General features: G+C 57.3%; 15 protein-coding genes. 10 read left to right on the top strand and 5 right to left on the bottom strand.

The window, feature by feature from the left end:
* The first annotated feature begins 55 nt into the window (after positions 1-55).
* On the top strand, positions 56-808 hold the full coding sequence (locus AB4Z19_RS24335; RefSeq protein WP_442022237.1) for an L-asparaginase: 753 nt from the start codon (positions 56-58) through the stop codon (positions 806-808).
* Here the strand turns inward: AB4Z19_RS24335 and AB4Z19_RS24340 are convergent.
* Positions 805-1,758, bottom strand: coding sequence for a D-2-hydroxyacid dehydrogenase family protein (locus AB4Z19_RS24340; protein ID WP_442022239.1), 954 nt, complete (start codon positions 1,756-1,758; stop codon positions 805-807). The genes AB4Z19_RS24335 and AB4Z19_RS24340 overlap by 4 nt on opposite strands.
* A 336-nt stretch (positions 1,759-2,094) precedes the next feature.
* On the opposite strand from AB4Z19_RS24340, the gene AB4Z19_RS24345 reads away from it, so the two are divergent.
* On the top strand, positions 2,095-3,957 hold the full coding sequence (locus tag AB4Z19_RS24345) for a phosphoenolpyruvate carboxykinase (GTP) (RefSeq protein ID WP_442036276.1): 1,863 nt from the start codon (positions 2,095-2,097) through the stop codon (positions 3,955-3,957).
* Between the two features lie 256 nt (positions 3,958-4,213).
* On the opposite strand, the gene AB4Z19_RS24350 is transcribed toward AB4Z19_RS24345, so the two are convergent.
* A complete protein-coding gene (locus AB4Z19_RS24350; protein ID WP_442022243.1) occupies positions 4,214-4,636 on the bottom strand; it encodes a hypothetical protein in 423 nt (140 codons plus the stop codon).
* Positions 4,637-5,108: 472 nt separating this feature from the next.
* On the opposite strand from AB4Z19_RS24350, the gene AB4Z19_RS24355 reads away from it, so the two are divergent.
* Both AB4Z19_RS24355 and AB4Z19_RS24360 read left to right on the top strand, forming a co-directional pair.
* Positions 5,109-5,534 carry a hypothetical protein gene (locus tag AB4Z19_RS24355; protein WP_442036278.1) on the top strand — a complete coding sequence of 142 codons (426 nt, stop codon included), beginning with the start codon at positions 5,109-5,111 and terminating at the stop codon, positions 5,532-5,534.
* A gap of 310 nt (positions 5,535-5,844) precedes the next feature.
* The gene (locus AB4Z19_RS24360; protein WP_442022247.1) at positions 5,845-6,024 is read left to right on the top strand and encodes a hypothetical protein; all 180 of its coding nucleotides are present in this window, start codon (positions 5,845-5,847) and stop codon (positions 6,022-6,024) included.
* On the opposite strand, the gene AB4Z19_RS24365 is transcribed toward AB4Z19_RS24360, so the two are convergent.
* Complete coding sequence (locus tag AB4Z19_RS24365) at positions 6,011-6,427, bottom strand: organic hydroperoxide resistance protein (RefSeq protein WP_442022257.1); 417 nt, start codon at positions 6,425-6,427, stop codon at positions 6,011-6,013. The genes AB4Z19_RS24360 and AB4Z19_RS24365 overlap by 14 nt on opposite strands.
* Before the next feature lie 117 nt (positions 6,428-6,544).
* Between AB4Z19_RS24365 and AB4Z19_RS24370 the strand changes: the two genes are divergently transcribed.
* Positions 6,545-7,159: a TetR/AcrR family transcriptional regulator gene (locus AB4Z19_RS24370; RefSeq protein WP_442022249.1), complete on the top strand. Its 615-nt coding sequence runs from the start codon at positions 6,545-6,547 to the stop codon at positions 7,157-7,159.
* A 199-nt stretch (positions 7,160-7,358) separates the two neighbouring features.
* A complete protein-coding gene (locus AB4Z19_RS24375; RefSeq protein WP_442022251.1) occupies positions 7,359-7,964 on the top strand; it encodes a 2-hydroxychromene-2-carboxylate isomerase in 606 nt (201 codons plus the stop codon).
* Between the two features lie 83 nt (positions 7,965-8,047).
* On the opposite strand, the gene AB4Z19_RS24380 is transcribed toward AB4Z19_RS24375, so the two are convergent.
* Together AB4Z19_RS24380 and uvrA are read right to left on the bottom strand one after the other, a co-directional pair.
* Positions 8,048-8,899 carry a substrate-binding periplasmic protein gene (locus AB4Z19_RS24380; protein ID WP_442022253.1) on the bottom strand — a complete coding sequence of 284 codons (852 nt, stop codon included), beginning with the start codon at positions 8,897-8,899 and terminating at the stop codon, positions 8,048-8,050.
* 95 nt (positions 8,900-8,994) lie between these two features.
* Entirely contained in the window at positions 8,995-11,844 is a 2,850-nt protein-coding gene (gene uvrA / locus AB4Z19_RS24385) for an excinuclease ABC subunit UvrA (RefSeq protein WP_442036280.1), read from the bottom strand.
* A 159-nt stretch (positions 11,845-12,003) separates the two neighbouring features.
* On the opposite strand from uvrA, the gene ssb reads away from it, so the two are divergent.
* From ssb to AB4Z19_RS24405, 4 genes are all read left to right on the top strand, one after another.
* Positions 12,004-12,504: a single-stranded DNA-binding protein gene (gene ssb / locus AB4Z19_RS24390; protein ID WP_442036282.1), complete on the top strand. Its 501-nt coding sequence runs from the start codon at positions 12,004-12,006 to the stop codon at positions 12,502-12,504.
* A 328-nt stretch (positions 12,505-12,832) separates the two neighbouring features.
* Positions 12,833-13,210: a helix-turn-helix domain-containing protein gene (locus AB4Z19_RS24395; protein WP_442027242.1), complete on the top strand. Its 378-nt coding sequence runs from the start codon at positions 12,833-12,835 to the stop codon at positions 13,208-13,210.
* 188 nt (positions 13,211-13,398) lie between these two features.
* Positions 13,399-14,751: a tyrosine-type recombinase/integrase gene (locus tag AB4Z19_RS24400; RefSeq protein ID WP_442027244.1), complete on the top strand. Its 1,353-nt coding sequence runs from the start codon at positions 13,399-13,401 to the stop codon at positions 14,749-14,751.
* Positions 14,748-16,271, top strand: coding sequence for a site-specific integrase (locus tag AB4Z19_RS24405; RefSeq protein ID WP_442027245.1), 1,524 nt, complete (start codon positions 14,748-14,750; stop codon positions 16,269-16,271). Before AB4Z19_RS24400 ends, AB4Z19_RS24405 begins: the two co-directional genes overlap by 4 nt.
* Positions 16,272-16,321 lie beyond the last annotated feature (50 nt).

A 16,321-nucleotide genomic window follows, 5' to 3' on the forward strand; every position in this document is an offset into this window, starting at 1 on the left:
CCTTTCATTCCGCCCAATCGTTGAGTACACTGCCTTCTTTGCCTGGCACCCGACCATGAAAGCGCTCGCACCCGGAACCGTGATTTTCCACCGCTACCGCGGCTATGGCGTCATCACGGCTGTCAACCTGCTAACGGGATGGATTTCCGCTCGCTTCGGCAGCGAGTCGCGTACGCTCGACTTGAATCTTTCTACCGACGAAGTGCAATTCGCGGACGGCGAAGCGATCCTGTTCCGCCGCGCCCCACCGGATCGCATGCCGCACGCGCGCCTGATGGCCGTGGTGCGCGAGCTGCACAAAGCAGGCTATCAAAAACTTTATTTGTATTCCTGGCCCAAGCCGTCCGGCCTGCATTGGCGCTGGCATCTGTTCACCGGTCCGCGCGACTGGATGCAGCGTTCCTGGCGCGAAGGCTGGTACGGTTCGGGCGCCGATTACAACGTCAATCCGGTGATGGGCTGGGGCGATCAGCCGGGCGCGTCGACCGAAGAACTGATCCACGCGCTAGCGAAATTCGATCCACAGGGATTGGCGCAGGCGTTGGGCAAAGATGAAGACCACACCGCATGGTTCGCCGAGGTGTGCGACGCGCTGCTGCCGGGCTATATGTACAGCCTGAACATGGAACGTCCCGCAGGCGCGCCGCTGACCGACATGCCGGCCGTGCCAGTAATCCCCGTGCGCGCATCGCTGCCGCCGTATGAAGGCCCGACCATTCAATGGCCGCCGGGTTGGCAGGGCTTGTGGAGCAAGGTGCACGCCATGCCCGCACGCCACCCCAACCTGACCGGCGTTCCCGAAACTTAATTCGCCCGGATGTAGTCCACCAGATTCTGGAAAGCGTGGGTGAAGTACAGCTCATAGCTGTCCTTTTCCACATAGCCGAGGTGGGGCGTCGCCAGCACATTCGGCATGCGCAGCAGCGGTGAATTTTCCGGCAGCGGTTCTGTTTCAAACACATCGACCGCCGCAAAACCTGGACGTCCCTGCCGCAGCGCATCTTCCAGCGCGCCTTCCACCACCAGCTCGGCACGGCTCGTATTCACGAACAGCGCGTCTGGCTTCATGCGCGCCAGATCTTCCGCGGTAACAATGCCACGCGTGGTATCTGCCAGACGGATGTGAAGACTCACTACGTCCGACTCCTCAAAGAAAACCTCACGCGACGGCACCGCGCGGAAGCCATCCTTCACCGCTGCTGCGCGGCTGGCCTCGCCGCCCCACACCATCACATCCATGCCAAACGCTTTCGCATAGCCCGCGATCAGCTTGCCGATTTTTCCGTAGCTCCAGATGCCCATGGTGCGGCCTTTCAGCACGGTGCCCAGCGTGTTGTAGGGCTGGCTCAGCGATACAGTCTGCCATTGGCCTTCCTTCAGGCGCGACGCATAGGGCACGATCTTGCGCTGCGCCGCCATGATCAGCGCCCAGGTCAGCTCAGCGGGAGCGGTGGGCGAACCGACGCCTTCCAGCACCGTAATGCCGAGCTCTTTGCAGGCTTCCATATCAATGTGGCCACTCACTTTTCCGGTTTGTGAAATGACTTTGAGATTTGGCAGCTTGGACAGCAGCGCACGATTGAATGTGGTGCGTTCGCGGATCAGAATCAAAGCATCGAAAGGCGTCAGGCGGGCCACCAGCTGGCCTTGGCCCTTGACCGTATTGTTGAAGACTTTAACGTCCAATCCATCCAACAAACGGAAGCAATCGAGTTCCCTTACGGCATCTTGGTAATCATCGAGAATGGCGATTTTCATGGCAGTTAGCAGATTTTGTGATGAAATTGGTAGGGAAATAACGGGTTTGCGAATATCTCGAATAGCCTACTACATTGCTCAGGCATTTCTCCTACATTTCTGTCGGAAACGCGAGGTCAGAGGTGTACAATCGGCCCAATTCAGGAAGCTCAACGGGGCTTCCACGCAGCATGCCGGACTCACCCGCCCTTGAGAAATCGGGCGCATCGACAGAACCGCCGTATATCGCCGAAGCATCACAATGTTGTATGCCTTTCCGAGCGCAAAGCTTTTCGCTGACGACGATCCTGCCGTGCCGGGACAAGACCAGAATTCTTTATTGGCATTGGAGGTACTATGAATCAGCCCGTTATGGGAGGCGTTGCAGCAGTGAACGCACCAGCTTATATTAAACAGCAAAAGCTGATCAATTGGGTGGCCGAGGTTGCTGCCCTGACCAAACCCGCTCGCATCTACTGGTGCGATGGTTCGCAGGAAGAGTATGACCGCCTGTGCGCCGAAATGGTTGCCGCCGGCACCATGAAAAAACTGAACCAGGAAAAGCGTCCGAACTCCTACCTGGCTTGCTCCGATCCAACCGACGTTGCTCGCGTCGAAGACCGCACCTTCATCTGCTCCAAAACGGCCGAAGAAGCCGGCCCGACCAACAACTGGATCGACCCGACTGAAATGCGCACCACCCTGAACGGCCTGTTCGATGGCTGCATGGCTGGCCGCACGATGTATGTGGTGCCGTTCTCGATGGGCCCGCTGGGTTCGCCGATCGCCCACATCGGCGTGGAACTGTCCGACTCCCCGTACGTTGCCGTCAACATGCGCATCATGACCCGCATGGGCAAGGCTGTGTACGACGTGCTGGGTACCGATGGCGACTTCGTGCCGGCGATCCACACCGTTGGCGCCCCACTGGCTGCCGGCCAGAAGGATGTGCCATGGCCATGCAACCCGACCAAGTACATCGTTCACTTCCCAGAGACCCGCGAAATCTGGTCCTATGGTTCCGGCTACGGCGGCAACGCACTGCTGGGCAAGAAGTGCTTCGCGCTGCGTATCGCTTCCAACATGGGCCGTCAGGATGCACAGAACGGCGGCGACGGCTGGCTGGCAGAACACATGCTGATCCTGGGCGTGGAATCGCCGGAAGGCAAGAAGCACTACGTCGCAGCGGCCTTCCCGTCCGCCTGCGGCAAGACCAACTTCGCGATGCTGATCCCACCAGCGACCTTCAACGGCTGGAAAGTCACCACCATCGGCGACGACATCGCCTGGATCAAGCCGGGCAAGGATGGCCGCCTGTACGCGATCAATCCGGAAGCCGGCTACTTCGGCGTGGCGCCTGGCACCAACACCAAGACCAACTCGAACTGCATGTCCTGCCTGAACGAGAACACCATCTTCACCAACGTTGCGCTGACCGACGATGGCGATGTATGGTGGGAAGGTCTGACCAAGGAAGCGCCTGCGCACCTGATCGACTGGCAGGGCAAGGACTGGACCCCGGCGTCCGGCACCAAGGCATCGCACCCGAACGCACGCTTCACCGTGGCTGCCACCCAGAATCCGGTGATTGATCCTGCATGGAACGATCCGGCTGGCGTGCCGATATCCGCCTTCATCTTCGGCGGCCGCCGCTCGACCACCGTGCCACTGGTGACCGAAGCGCGCAACTGGACCGAAGGCGTCTACATGGCTGCAACCATGGGCTCCGAAACCACCGCTGCGGCCGCCGGCCAGCAGGGCGTGGTGCGCCGCGATCCGTTCGCCATGCTGCCATTCATCGGCTACAACATGGCCGACTACTTCCAGCACTGGCTGGACATTGGCAAGCGTCTGGAATCGAAAGGCGCCAAGCTGCCGTCGATCTTCTGCGTCAACTGGTTCCGCACCGACGAGAACGGTCACTTCGTCTGGCCAGGCTTCGGCGACAATATGCGCGTACTGAAGTGGATGCTGGAACGCGTTGAAGGCAACGGCGGCGGCGTCGAAAACGTCTTCGGCACCACCCCGCGCTACGGCGACATCCAGTGGGACGGCCTGCCGTTCACTCCGGAAGAGTTCGAAACCATCACCTCCATCGACAAGGACGCCTGGCGCGCCGAACTGAAACTGCACGCAGAATTGTTCGACAAACTGGCCTACCACCTGCCGCAAGAACTGAAGGACAACATGGCAAAACTGGAGCAGCGCCTGAACGGCTAAGCCCAGTCAGCCCAGCCAAAGCGCGCCCATTGAGGCGCGCTTTTTTTTTCGCCCTGGGGTGCGGTATGTCTGCTGTGCCAACCAGTCTAATTCGCTCTAGATTCGGCGAAATCAATCTAAACGAGTCTAGAACTCGGGGCTAAGAATCTCAAAAGGTCTAAAAATATCGGCCGAAAGTCTAATTTGGTCGCTTTTCCGGATGCGAAAGTCTAAAGCGGACTATAAATTCGTTCTGCATTCCAACGTATAGACTGTTTTAGCGCGCTCTACAATCAATTGCGCGAATCCAGTGTTCTTCGCCAGGAAAGCGGAGCCAAATAAAGCGCCACGCATTACGTCCCGCGGTATGCCTGTTGGCGAGAAGAGATGGTGTCAGAGACCTGCCGTCTTCGGACAAGATGTGCTCTCCAACCACCTGCGCAAATTCCACAGTCTGACGGTAGCTTGTTCGAAGATTGGTTCCGTCTGGCAGAAAGATATTCTTCCATTGGAAGCCACGCACGGGCGCTCCATTCTTATGCAGGGCGGTTCTCTCTAAGTCAACCTTGAGCCAGCGTTTGAGCAATTCAGCGATGAATTCTTCAAGTTTGGTGCCCGGTTGCGTCTCCATCAAATGAAATTCCAGTTCCAACAGATTGCTTGCCGGTAGATGTACGGGGCGCGTCGCGACGTAGTCCATGATCCAGTCCTTTCGAAAAGAGTCTAAAGATTGGACAAAGGGAACAGCACCTAGTTCGTTTTAGACTTTCGCTCCTTAAAAATAGACTGACTTAGACTTTCGATTGCATTTCAGCGACCTTTTTAGACTTGGCCTCTCAATTTTTAGACTCGATTAGATTCCTTCTGACCCGTTTAGACCGAATTAGACCGGGGCTGTTTGAAGACCCCCATGCATCGCTCCTGCGAGCGGTGACAAAGGGTGCATTTTTCAAAGCACTTGCGCCAGTATCATGATCCCTTCGGGTGCTTGGGTACTGCTCATTGTGGTCGATCGTAGGTGGCCCAATTACATTTGCCCGGAAACTGAAAGGCGATACGGAAGAATAAAGGCAGAACTCGAAGTTGCGGGGCACGGGAAGAAGGTCAGCAGGTCAATTCAACTAGCGCAGTCGAAGAAACATCCGCTGCTGCACAGGCTGCGCGAGGTCTTATTGGCGATTGCGATCATCGTTTTCGCTGTCAGCATCAGCATCTGGTTCCACAGCATGAGTGAACATCGGCACGAGCAGCACGTGGTCAGGGCCTTTCTGCTCGGCCTGAGCTCCGATTTGACGAACGACGTCGCGCAGCTAAACGATCTTACGAAATCGTGCAAAGCGTTCGATGCGAACTACCAGTCCCTTGCGGCGCTCGACGCCAAAGGTACGCCGGACGGAGAGAAATTCGAGCAAGCTTTCCTGCTGCTGCTGCACACCAACGCCTACTTCGGTGGCTGGATGGGCAACCACGCGAAGCTGAACGCTTATCTCGACGCAGCCCTGGTGAACGGCGATGGGCCGGAACAGGGCTACCAATTCCCGATCGACTTGAGCAGCAAGATCATCAAGCGCATCGACGTGCTCTACGCGAAGGAATAATCCGCCGCCTGCAAAAGCGATTTCGCCTCGTTCAAAAGCAGGCGCGGAAGATAAAAAGATTTTTTATTCAACTACTTGACATTTAGTTGCGTCGAGGAGCAGAATCGACGCTCATTGAATTTTGTTCAACCCGAATTTAGAGAAAGGACGGCCATGCCACGTACGGCTTATCAGAAGCGAATTCGATAGCCCCCCGTGCGTGTGCTCGGGGGAATGTCACCTCCGAGCCGGCCGTTCATCCGACAGAGCCCCGGTGAGGAAACTTGCTGGGGTTTTTGTTTTCCAGGCCCTGGCATCTTGGAGATTCCTTATGCCTTTGAATGAAAAACAGTACCAACGATTCCTGAAAATGTGGGCAGCCGGCACCGGCCGCCCGCGTCCGCCGTCGAATGTGATCGACCTGGCGGCAGCGCGCCGCGCGCGCGAGCGGAAGGCCTGCGACTGTGAACGCTGCCGCAGGCCGGAGGACGTCGAACTTAAATCAGCTTGAGTTCGATGTTGATGCCAGCCTTCAGTGCTTTCGAGTACGGGCAGGTGTTATGTGCCATCTCGACGATCTGCTGGGCCACTTCCGGCGCCAGGCCCGGCAGGCTGATGTTCAGGCGGGCGCCCAGGAAATAGGCTTCGCCGGTCATGCCCAGGTCGATTTCAGCGTCGACATACAGATCGGCAGGCAGCACCACTTTCAGCGCAGCGCCGGCTTTGCGCATCGCGCCGATGAAGCAGGCGGACCAGCCGGCAGCCAGCAGTTGTTCCGGATTGGTACCAGGACCATTGCTGCCTGGTGGCGACAGCAGAATGTCCAGACGGCCATCGTCACTGCGCGCGGTGCCTTCACGGCCGCCAGAGGTACGGGTTTTGCCGGTGTACAGAACTTTTTCGATTTGCATGATGGACTCCAGTGGGTCGGTTGAAAGTGATGCCAGTGTAGGTAGCCCGTGTGTACGCCATGTGTCGCCATGTACAAAAAATCTGTTTAGATTTCGCACACGTGTGCTAAAGTTCGCTCCATGGATGCACTGACAGCAAAAAGCGAGGCGACTTACGCCACTATCATCGACGCCGGTTGCGAGATGGCGGCTGTCGAGGGTATCGGCAAGCTGTCGCTGGGCGAGATCGCCAAGCGCACCGGTATCAGCAAGAGCGGTGTGTTCTCCCGTGTCGGTTCGCTGGAAGCCTTGCAGATCGCGGTGCTGGACGAATACGACCGCCGCTTTGCAGAGGAAGTCTTCATGCCAACCTTGCAGCTGCCGCGTGGCTTGCCGCGTCTGCAAGCCCAGGTGGCAAACTGGATTAAGCGCGCCAGCGACGAGGCGCTGCGCAATGCCTGCCTTTATACAGCGGGCGCGTTTGAGTTCGACGACCAGCAGGGGGTAGTGCGCGACCGGTTGGCCGAAGGGGCGATACGCTGGCGCGCCTCGATGCGGAAGACCATCCTGCAGGCGATGGAAGTGGGTCAATTGCGGCCAGACACCGATCCGGAGCAGCTGGTATACGAAATTTATAGCCTGATCGTGGGCTTGGTACACGATGTGCGCTTCCTGCGTGATGCAAATGCGCCGCGCCATATGCAGCGCGCCTTCAATCGCCTGATTTCGACGTACAAAAGTTTCAACGAGGTCTGATCTCTTGGGGTTGCCGCCGAAGTCTGGCGGCACTTTTTTCAAACATGTTTCGCACGACTGTGCGAAATGGGAGGCTGAAATGCGATTCCTGCTGCTCCTGGTGCCGGTCGGCATCTACTACATCTACCGCACGAACCTGATCGACCTGCTGCGCAATCTGCCCAGCAGCAACGACGACTTCAACTTCTGAGGCCGCGCCATGGTGCTCGATTTCTATTTTGATTTCGCTTCCGGCTATTCCTACTTTGCGGCGCGCCGCATTGAAAGGCTGGCCCTCAATCATGGCTGCATGGTGCGCTGGCATCCCGTGATGCTGACCGTACTGACTCACAGCACCGGCGTGCTGCCGTCGCCCATGGTGCCGATGAAGTGGGAGTATGTGCTGCGCGATATGCACCGCACCGCGCTGGCGGAAGGCATTCCGCTGCGCTTGTCGAAGGCCTTCCCGCAGCAGCTGCTGGCGCCCGGCCGCGCGATGCTGTGGCTGCGCGCGGCTTACGGCGAGGCGATCGCCCAGGCTTTCGCGCGCACCTGCTTCCAGGCTTATTACGGCGATGGCGTCGATATCGCCGATGCCGCGGTTTTGCAAGGCATTGCCGCGGGGCTGGGCGTTGACCGCGTGGCCTTCGCCGCGGGCCTTGGCGAATCGTCCATCAAGGAACAGTTCAAGCAGGCGAATGCGCTGGCGCTGCAGCGCGGCGTGTTTGGCGTGCCGTATGTGCTGGCGGAGGGCGAACCGTTCTGGGGTTACGACCGTTTCGACCAGCTCGAACAATGGCTCGTCTCCGCGCGCCAGGCCGCATGATGTGCATGGCGGGTCAATGACCCGCTCTACGCCGGGGCGCAGCCCTGAAACCGGTGGGTAGGGCGGATCATCGATCCGCCGTATCAACGCTTGCGCAAATCATCAAGCGTCAGCCACAGCTCCTTGCGTGCGATGGGCGTGAGTGGTGGCAGGGTAGGATTGGATAACTCGATCACGCGCCGCTGCGCCAGATTCGCGCCCGTCAGCAGCTTGCCGTAATAAGCCAGCAGCAGGCGGTCGAACGAGCCATCCGCTTGCGCAATCTCCAGGCCGCGCCGGATTTCTTCTGCCAGCTCCGGATTGGCGCGGCTGACGAAAAAGTAATCGGCCGCCGGATAGCGCAGCAGCAGATAAGGCTCCGCAGCCAATTCCGGGAACTCCTTCAGCTCGGACCAAATCTCCATGACCGAGCGCGGCACCGCATCAATCCGGTGCGCCTTCAGCATGCTGAACAACCTGCCATAACTGGCCACCGGGTCCGGCGCCAGGCCATTGCTGCGCATGATGTCCAGGTCCGGCCAATGCTCGCCCACCGCCATGTGCACATGGCGCAAACCGGCGAGATCGCGCACATCGCGCAGCGCGTCGCGCTGGTGGTCATTCACCAGCAGGATGCGCCATCCGATCAGCCCTTTTGAAATCGGTATGCGCACTGGCAGCAGCTGCTCTTCGCGCTCAATGGAAGTCATGGTGCCCAGCACCTGGATCGTGCCGGTATTACCAACCAGCTCCGCGATCGCGCGATTCTGCTGGCGAAAGACCGGCGACAATTCCGCGCGATGCGTGCTGCCGGCCCTGGCCAGTGCCAGTTGCAGCAAGGTCAGGCCAAAATCCGAGCGGCCATCCTCCAGGGCGGGCGGGGAAGAGTAGTAAATCGTGTCGGCGTGTGCGGTGCGCAACGCGAACACGAGAACCAGTAGTAACAGGCGACGCATGGCGACCCCTGAAAAAGAGAAAGGCGCACTTAAAAGCGCGCCTTTCATTGTAATACTGGCTGAGCCGCGCACACGTCGCGGACAGCATCAGTGCGTCATTTTTTCAACAACGGACCAAGGTACTTGCCGGTGACAGAAGCCGCGTTCTTCGATACTTCTTCCGGCGAACCGCTTGCGATGATCTGGCCGCCGCCCGCACCACCTTCCGGACCCAAATCCACGATCCAGTCCGCGGTTTTGATCACGTCCAGATTGTGCTCGATGATCACCAGCGTATTGCCCTGGTCGCGCAGACGGTGGATCACTTTCAGCAGCAGGTCGATATCGTGGAAGTGCAGACCGGTGGTCGGCTCGTCCAGGATGTACAGCGTGCGGCCCGTATCGCGCTTGGACAATTCCAGCGACAGCTTCACGCGCTGCGCTTCGCCACCGGACAGCGTGGTGGCCGACTGTCCCAGCTTGATGTAGCCGAGGCCCACATCCAGCAGGGTTTGCAGCTTGCGCGCGATGACCGGTACGGCCTTGAAGAACTCGTGCGCATCTTCGACCGTCATCTCCAGCACTTCGGTGATGCTCTTGCCTTTGTAGTGCACTTCCAGCGTTTCGCGGTTGTAGCGCTTACCGTGGCAGACATCGCAAGGCACGTACACGTCCGGCAGGAAGTGCATCTCGACCTTGATCACGCCATCGCCCTGGCACGCTTCGCAACGGCCGCCCTTCACGTTGAAGGAGAAGCGGCCGGCTGAGTAGCCACGCTCTTTCGAGGTTGGCACCGTCGCGAACAGATCGCGGATCGGCGTGAACACGCCGGTGTAAGTCGCCGGGTTCGAACGCGGCGTGCGGCCGATCGGCGCCTGGTCGACCGAGATCACCTTGTCGAAGTGTTCCAGGCCGCTGATGGACTCATGCGGCGCCGGTTCGGTCTGCGAACCATACAGGTGGCGCGACAGGGCCGGGTACAGCGTGTCGTTCACCAGCGTCGATTTGCCGGAACCGGAAACGCCGGTCACGCAGGTCAGCAAGCCAACCGGCAGCGACAGGTTCACCTTCTTCAGGTTATTGCCGGTCGCGCCCTTGATGGTCAGCTGGCGCTGCGGGTCTGCCTGGTGGCGCTTCTTCGGCACTTCAATTTTCAGCGTGCCGTTCAGGTATTGCGCAGTCAGCGACTGCTTGTTCTTCAGGATGTCTTTCAGCGAGCCGGAGGCGATTACGTCGCCGCCATGCACGCCGGCGCCTTGGCCCATGTCCACGATGTAGTCGGCGGTGCGGATGGCATCTTCATCATGCTCCACCACCAGTACGGAATTGCCGATGTCGCGCAGGTGCTTCAGCGTGTCGATCAGGCGATCGTTGTCGCGCTGGTGCAGGCCGATGGATGGTTCGTCCAGCACGTACATCACGCCGGTCAGGCCGGAACCGATCTGCGAAGCGAGACGAATACGCTGCGCCTCGCCGCCGGACAGGGTGTCCGCGCTGCGGTCCAGCGACAGGTAATCCAGACCCACATTGTTCAGGAAAGACAGGCGCGACACGATCTCCTTGATCACGCGGTCGGCGATATCCTTTTTCGCGCCCTTCAGTTTCAGCTGTTCGAAGTAGCTCAGCGAATCGCGCAGCGGCTTCTCTGCGATCTGGTAAATCGAGCGTTCCTGCTTGCCGGTGCCGATCTTCACGTGACGCGCTTCCACGCGCAGACGCGCGCCTTCGCAGCTCGGACATTTCTTCTCGTTGATGAACTTCGCCAGCTCTTCCTTCACCGCCATCGAATCCGTCTCGCGGTAGCGGCGCGACAGGTTGTTCACTACGCCTTCGAAGCTATGCTCTTTCACCACCGTGCGGCCGCGCTCATTGATGTAGGCGAACGGGATGGCAGTCTTGCCGGAACCGTGCAGCACCACTTCCTGCGCTTTCGCAGGCAGCTTCTCGAACGGCGTATCCAGATCGAAATCATAGAAGGCGGCCAGCGCGGTCAGCATCGAGTAGTAGAACTGGTTGCGGCGATCCCAGCCCTTCACTGCGCCGGATGCCAGCGACAGATTAGGGAAGGCCACAATGCGCTTCGGATCGAAGAACTCGATATGGCCCAGGCCATCGCACTCGGGGCAGGCGCCCATCGGGTTATTGAAGGAGAACAGGCGCGGCTCCAGCTCCTGCAGCGAATAGCCGCAGGTGGTGCAGGCGAACTTGTTCGAGTACACATGCTCGGCGCCGGTGTCCATTTCGTAGACCATGGCGCGGCCGTCGGCCAGGCGCAGCGCAGTCTCGAAGCTTTCCGCCAGGCGCTGTTTGATCTCCGGATTCACCTTCACGCGGTCGATCACCACGTCGATGGTATGCTTCTCGGTCTTCTTTAGCTTCGGCAGATCGTCGACTTCGTAGATCTTTGCGTCATGCGTGCCGCTCTGCACGCGGAAGCGCACGAAGCCCTGGGCCTGCATCTGCTCGAACAGGTCCACGTGCTCGCCTTTGCGGTTGGCCACCACCGGCGCCATGATCATCAGCTTGGTGCCTTCCGGCATGGCCAGCACGGCATCCACCATCTGCGACACCGACTGCGCCGACAGCGCGTGGTCCGGATGGTTGATGCAATAAGGCGTACCGACGCGTGCGTACAACAGACGCAGGTAGTCGTGGATCTCGGTCACGGTGCCCACGGTCGAACGCGGGTTGTGCGAAGTCGCCTTCTGCTCGATGGAGATGGCTGGGGACAGACCTTCGATCAGATCCACGTCCGGCTTTTCCATCAGCTGCAGGAACTGGCGGGCATAGGCCGACAGCGATTCCACATAGCGGCGCTGGCCTTCTGCGTACAGCGTGTCGAACGCCAACGAAGACTTGCCGGAACCGGAAAGACCTGTGATCACGATCAGCTTGTTGCGAGGCAGATCGAGGTTGATGTTCTTGAGGTTATGCGTGCGCGCGCCGCGGATGCGGATTTCTTCCATTTAGCGAAGCCTTTTGAGCTGGATCAGTTGGATGAGGCAAATACTGTATATAATACCAGTGATAGAGGAATGCTGCTTGGGTCCGTCAAAAAAAGGTAGGCGGGGGACCGCGCCTGTATATAATCCCCGTTTAGCCCAATTTCAATGCAGGAGTAATACATGGCATCTGTTAACAAAGTCATCATCGTCGGCAACCTGGGCCGTGACCCGGAGATTCGCTACATGCCTAGCGGTGATGCAATCGCCAACATTGCTGTTGCGACCTCCTACCGCAGCAAGGACCGCAACACCGGCGAGCAGAAAGAACTGACCGAGTGGCACCGCATCTCCTTCTTCGGTCGCCTGGCGGAAATCGTTGGCCAATACCTGAAGAAAGGCTCTTCCGTCTACGTCGAAGGCCGTCTGCAGACCCGCAAGTACACCGATAAAGACGGCGTAGAGAAATACGCAACCGACATCATCGCCGAGCAGATGCAAATGCTGGGTGGCCGTCAAGGCATGGGCGGCGACGCCGGCATGGACGATATGGGCGGCGGCGGTTACGACGCGCCTCCAGCCCGTCCAGCCCCACGTCCACAAGCTGCACCAGCGCCGGCACCACGCCCGGCTGCCCGTCCAGCCCCGAATTTCTCGGACATGGATGACGATATTCCGTTCTAAGGTACACCCCAGAACGAGTTGTAAACAAGGCCCCGTAACTCTCTGAAGTTACGGGGCTTTTTTACGTTTGGTGAGTTTTTTGCGTCAACAGCATTCGCTCACTTATGTACACCTAAGGGAAAGTGTAAACAGCTCACTTGCAAAGCGGCTGATCTGACTCGGCAGCACTAATTCTCGGAAATTCATATCCCGTCTGTTCTACTAGCAAACCCTTTTCTAGCGGTCGTTCAGCAAAACCAATGCGAAAGATAGACTAATGAAAGTCATTAAGTCATTGATTTATATGAAAATTTCACTTTTGTAGGCGAAATAGTCGGGATAAAATTGGTTGGAAAACCCAGATATCGAGGCTAACCAGGTGACACCGTTCGGCTTATTCCTTCAGAACGCCAGAGGCGAGAGAAATCTGGCGCAAAAACAGCTGGCGGGGATGGTGGGTATTGACCAGTCGTATTTGAGCGGTCTCGAGTCAGGACGAAAGGGAGCTCCGCCTCCCGGCGTCGTTACTCGCCTTAAAGATGCCCTAAAACTCAATGAGCGCGACACTGTTGAACTTCAACTAGCAGCCGAGCAGTCTCGGCGAAAGTTCGAAATTCCTATTGCTGCAGCCCCTGCTGAATACGTTCTGATGCACGCCGTGGCCGGCAAACTTGGTCATCTGCGACCAGGACAGGTCCGAGCGATGCTCGAAATACTGGATCTCTAAGGGGGTAGGGAAATGCGGAAGGGAGAACTGACCATGTAAAAACAAAACGGGACAAACCTTTGACAGCTTGCCCCGTACGTGGACAACTGACGCTGCCCAGCTCGCACTGCCAGTATCGTCAAACGCCTACGTCCGGTCAAGCCCCCACTACTTTGCTTATCTGAAGTTTTTCCACTTCAGGAGTCTTCGTGCGCCCATTTTTGGGCGTAAAGGGAGATATTTTGCGTCCAAAGTCCAAGAGCTTCCCAGTTACTGGCATGTCCAACAACGATCCTGGTCCAGCCGGACCTTCGAGCAGGCCAGAGAAATATCGCATCAAGTACACGGTGACGAGGAATGGAGAGCGGATTCCGTTGCTTGTCGATGCCGTAGGATGCCCGGTCTTGACCGCGACCGTGTATGTTTTTTCGGAACTCCGTGCTCGAGGCCGAGCAGTGAATACGATAGACGCCACGTTGAGATCGATACTGCTTTTCTCCCTATTCTTAGATATCTATGAGATCGATTTGCAGGAGCGCCTTAGGGCTGGACAGCTACTTACGTTAAGAGAGATCGATGCGTTGGTGCAGATATGCCGCTTGCCTGTTGATCAAGTCCGCGCTTTCACCAAACCGATCGCTTCTTCAAATGTTCGTCTCCTCCCAAGAGCGCGCTCTCAAAGGTCATCGCCGACCTCGGTGAGGTCGGCATTCTGTGCGACTAGGCTACGCTCGATCCGCGACTATGTTGAATGGCTCGCCGTCTCCGGCTTCGGGACAGGTTCTCACTACAGCGCGTCAATGGCTGCCACGGTGCAGGCCTTCACTAAAGCGTTGAATAGCCGCATGCCTGTCAGCCACAGCAGATTGCGATCCGAGCGCGAGGGGCTTGATCGAAGCGAAGTGGATGAACTGCTCCGTATCGTCGATCCAGCTGCGCGAGACAATCCTTGGACAGATAAACACACGCGAGTTCGCAACGAGCTAATTATCTGGTTGCTCGTCTATCTAGGAGTCCGTCGCGGAGAGCTGCTAGGTGTTCGCGTTTCTGATCTCAACTTCAGGAACGAAACCGCGACGATTCACAGGCGTGCTGACGACCAAGATGATCCGCGGCTATATCAGCCAAACGCCAAGACTCAGGCACGAGAGCTGCCAATGTCATCGGCACTCGCTCAGCGCACTAGGGAATATGTCATATCGTTTCGAAATGGCGTTGAAGGGGCAAGGAAGCACGATTTCCTCTTTGTCGCCACTGATACCGGTCGACCGTTGTCGATAAATGGATTCGCAAAGATCTTTTATGCTCTTAAAGAGCATCCGTTGCTACCGCAAAAGCTATTCGCACATCTACTACGCCATACCTGGAATGATCGCCTATCAGAGCAATTGGATGAAAACGCGACTCCAGAAGAAGCAGAGAGGAAGCTGCGCTCTTACTTGATGGGCTGGTCGGAGACCTCAGGAACGGCATCCACCTATACGCGCCGACATGTTCGTCGTAAAGCAGCTGAAGCATCTGTCGCGATGCAAAACAGTTTGTTCAAGGGGCGAACCCAATGATTCCACATTCTGTCGCTCATCGTCCCACCTTGGTTTCTTCGTCGCTACAAGCGCGCACGCGAAGCGGCATTGTGTTTGATCCATTCGCTGATACATGGCGATTTAGAGATGAGGTGAAAAATGTTTCAATGAGGTTTGATACGCTTCTGATTTCCGTTGAGCTTCGAACCCATGTAAAGCGCGTCTTCGCTTGGTATTTGCAAAATGTCGCGTCCGCTACGGCAGAGACATACCTGGCACATTTTCGGCATTTCGTTAAAGCGTTGGCGGACCTGGGACGCGCGCCGGCGGACCATATAAGTGTTGAGGCACTCTTGACTTACCGGTCGTCTCTCAGTCGCAATGACATGTGGCATTTAGGATCGGTAGCGGTGATTCTCAGGAAATGGCATTCGCTCGATATCCCAGGAATAGCCGAAGGGGTAATTGACTTTCTCGCGGAGTTGCGCATTCCAGGAAATGCTAAAGGGGTAGCAGTCCTTACTAGAAACCCCTATTCGGGTCCGTTAAACGACCTTGAGTACGAGACGTTACTGGCAAGGTTGCACTCGAATTATTCCATGTCGCTAATCTCATTGGGAGACTACGTGCTCGTGCTGCTTGTAGTGGCACTGGGGCAGAGGCCTTCCCAGTACGCTTCGTTGAAGGTTATGGATCTGGTTGAGAGCGAGGCTAAAGCTGGAAAGATGATTTTTACGCTGAATGTTCCTCGTTCGAAGCAACGCGGCCAACTCCACAGGGACCAGTTCAAAGTTCGAGTTCTGAACGAGGAACTGGGCGCACTGCTTGCCAAACACGCAGCCCAAGTCAGGCAACAGTTTTCCAACTTACTGGTGTCGCCTGACGAAGCACCACTGTTTCCAAGCCAAATGTTTGGGGATCAACCAAAAGGGTTTGAATATCACCTGACTAGCGAAGCGTTCACCAGGCGCCTAAAGAGCGCTGTTAATACCTTAGCCATCATTTCGACTCGCACGGAAAGCGAAATGAACATTACCACGTATCGCCTTAGAAGGACGGTCGGCACACGTGCTGCCATTGAGGGATTAAAAGCATATGTGATCGCTGAAATGCTCGACCATAGCGATACGAAGAACGTAAGCGCGTACGTTCAAGCGGATCCAACAATGGTAGAGCGCATTGATCGTGCGCTGGCATTCCAGTTGGCCCCATTGGCGCAAGCGTTTGCCGGCGTGCTACGCCGGCGTGAAGAACCGTTACCAGAGGATAGCCATCTGCCGGAGATTTGGTCTCCACAATTTAGCCAGCAAGGCGAAGGCATCGGAAAATGCGGCGAACTTGGATTTTGCAAAGCCTTTGCGCCGATAGCCTGTTACACGTGCAAAAGCTTTCGCCCATGGATTGATGGTCCGCATGACGCGATTCTCGATTACCTGCTCAGTGAACGAGAGCGGCTAGTTTCGTCGGCGGATCTGCGCATCGCTTCGATTTGCGATCGTACGATCTTGGCTGTTTCTGAAGTCATTCAGAAATGCCGGTCTCAAAGGGAGATTGGATAATGAGTCATACAGTCATATTCTGCGCTCGGGCTGAAAGTACCAACGTTGAG

The sequence above is a fragment of the Pseudoduganella sp. RAF19 genome (genome assembly GCF_052114165.1).
Classification (GTDB): Bacteria; Pseudomonadota; Gammaproteobacteria; order Burkholderiales; family Burkholderiaceae_D; genus Rugamonas.

Coding starts and splice junctions, on each gene's coding strand:
- AB4Z19_RS24360 (WP_442022247.1), top strand. CDS start 5,845: ATGCCTTTGAATGAAAAACAGTACCAACGATTCCTGAAAATGTGGGCA.
- AB4Z19_RS24370 (WP_442022249.1), top strand. CDS start 6,545: ATGGATGCACTGACAGCAAAAAGCGAGGCGACTTACGCCACTATCATC.
- AB4Z19_RS24375 (WP_442022251.1), top strand. CDS start 7,359: ATGGTGCTCGATTTCTATTTTGATTTCGCTTCCGGCTATTCCTACTTT.
- AB4Z19_RS24335 (WP_442022237.1), top strand. CDS start 56: ATGAAAGCGCTCGCACCCGGAACCGTGATTTTCCACCGCTACCGCGGC.
- AB4Z19_RS24380 (WP_442022253.1), bottom strand. CDS start 8,899: ATGCGTCGCCTGTTACTACTGGTTCTCGTGTTCGCGTTGCGCACCGCA.
- ssb (WP_442036282.1), top strand. CDS start 12,004: ATGGCATCTGTTAACAAAGTCATCATCGTCGGCAACCTGGGCCGTGAC.
- uvrA (WP_442036280.1), bottom strand. CDS start 11,844: ATGGAAGAAATCCGCATCCGCGGCGCGCGCACGCATAACCTCAAGAAC.
- AB4Z19_RS24340 (WP_442022239.1), bottom strand. CDS start 1,758: ATGAAAATCGCCATTCTCGATGATTACCAAGATGCCGTAAGGGAACTC.
- AB4Z19_RS24350 (WP_442022243.1), bottom strand. CDS start 4,636: ATGGACTACGTCGCGACGCGCCCCGTACATCTACCGGCAAGCAATCTG.
- AB4Z19_RS24345 (WP_442036276.1), top strand. CDS start 2,095: ATGAATCAGCCCGTTATGGGAGGCGTTGCAGCAGTGAACGCACCAGCT.
- AB4Z19_RS24405 (WP_442027245.1), top strand. CDS start 14,748: ATGATTCCACATTCTGTCGCTCATCGTCCCACCTTGGTTTCTTCGTCG.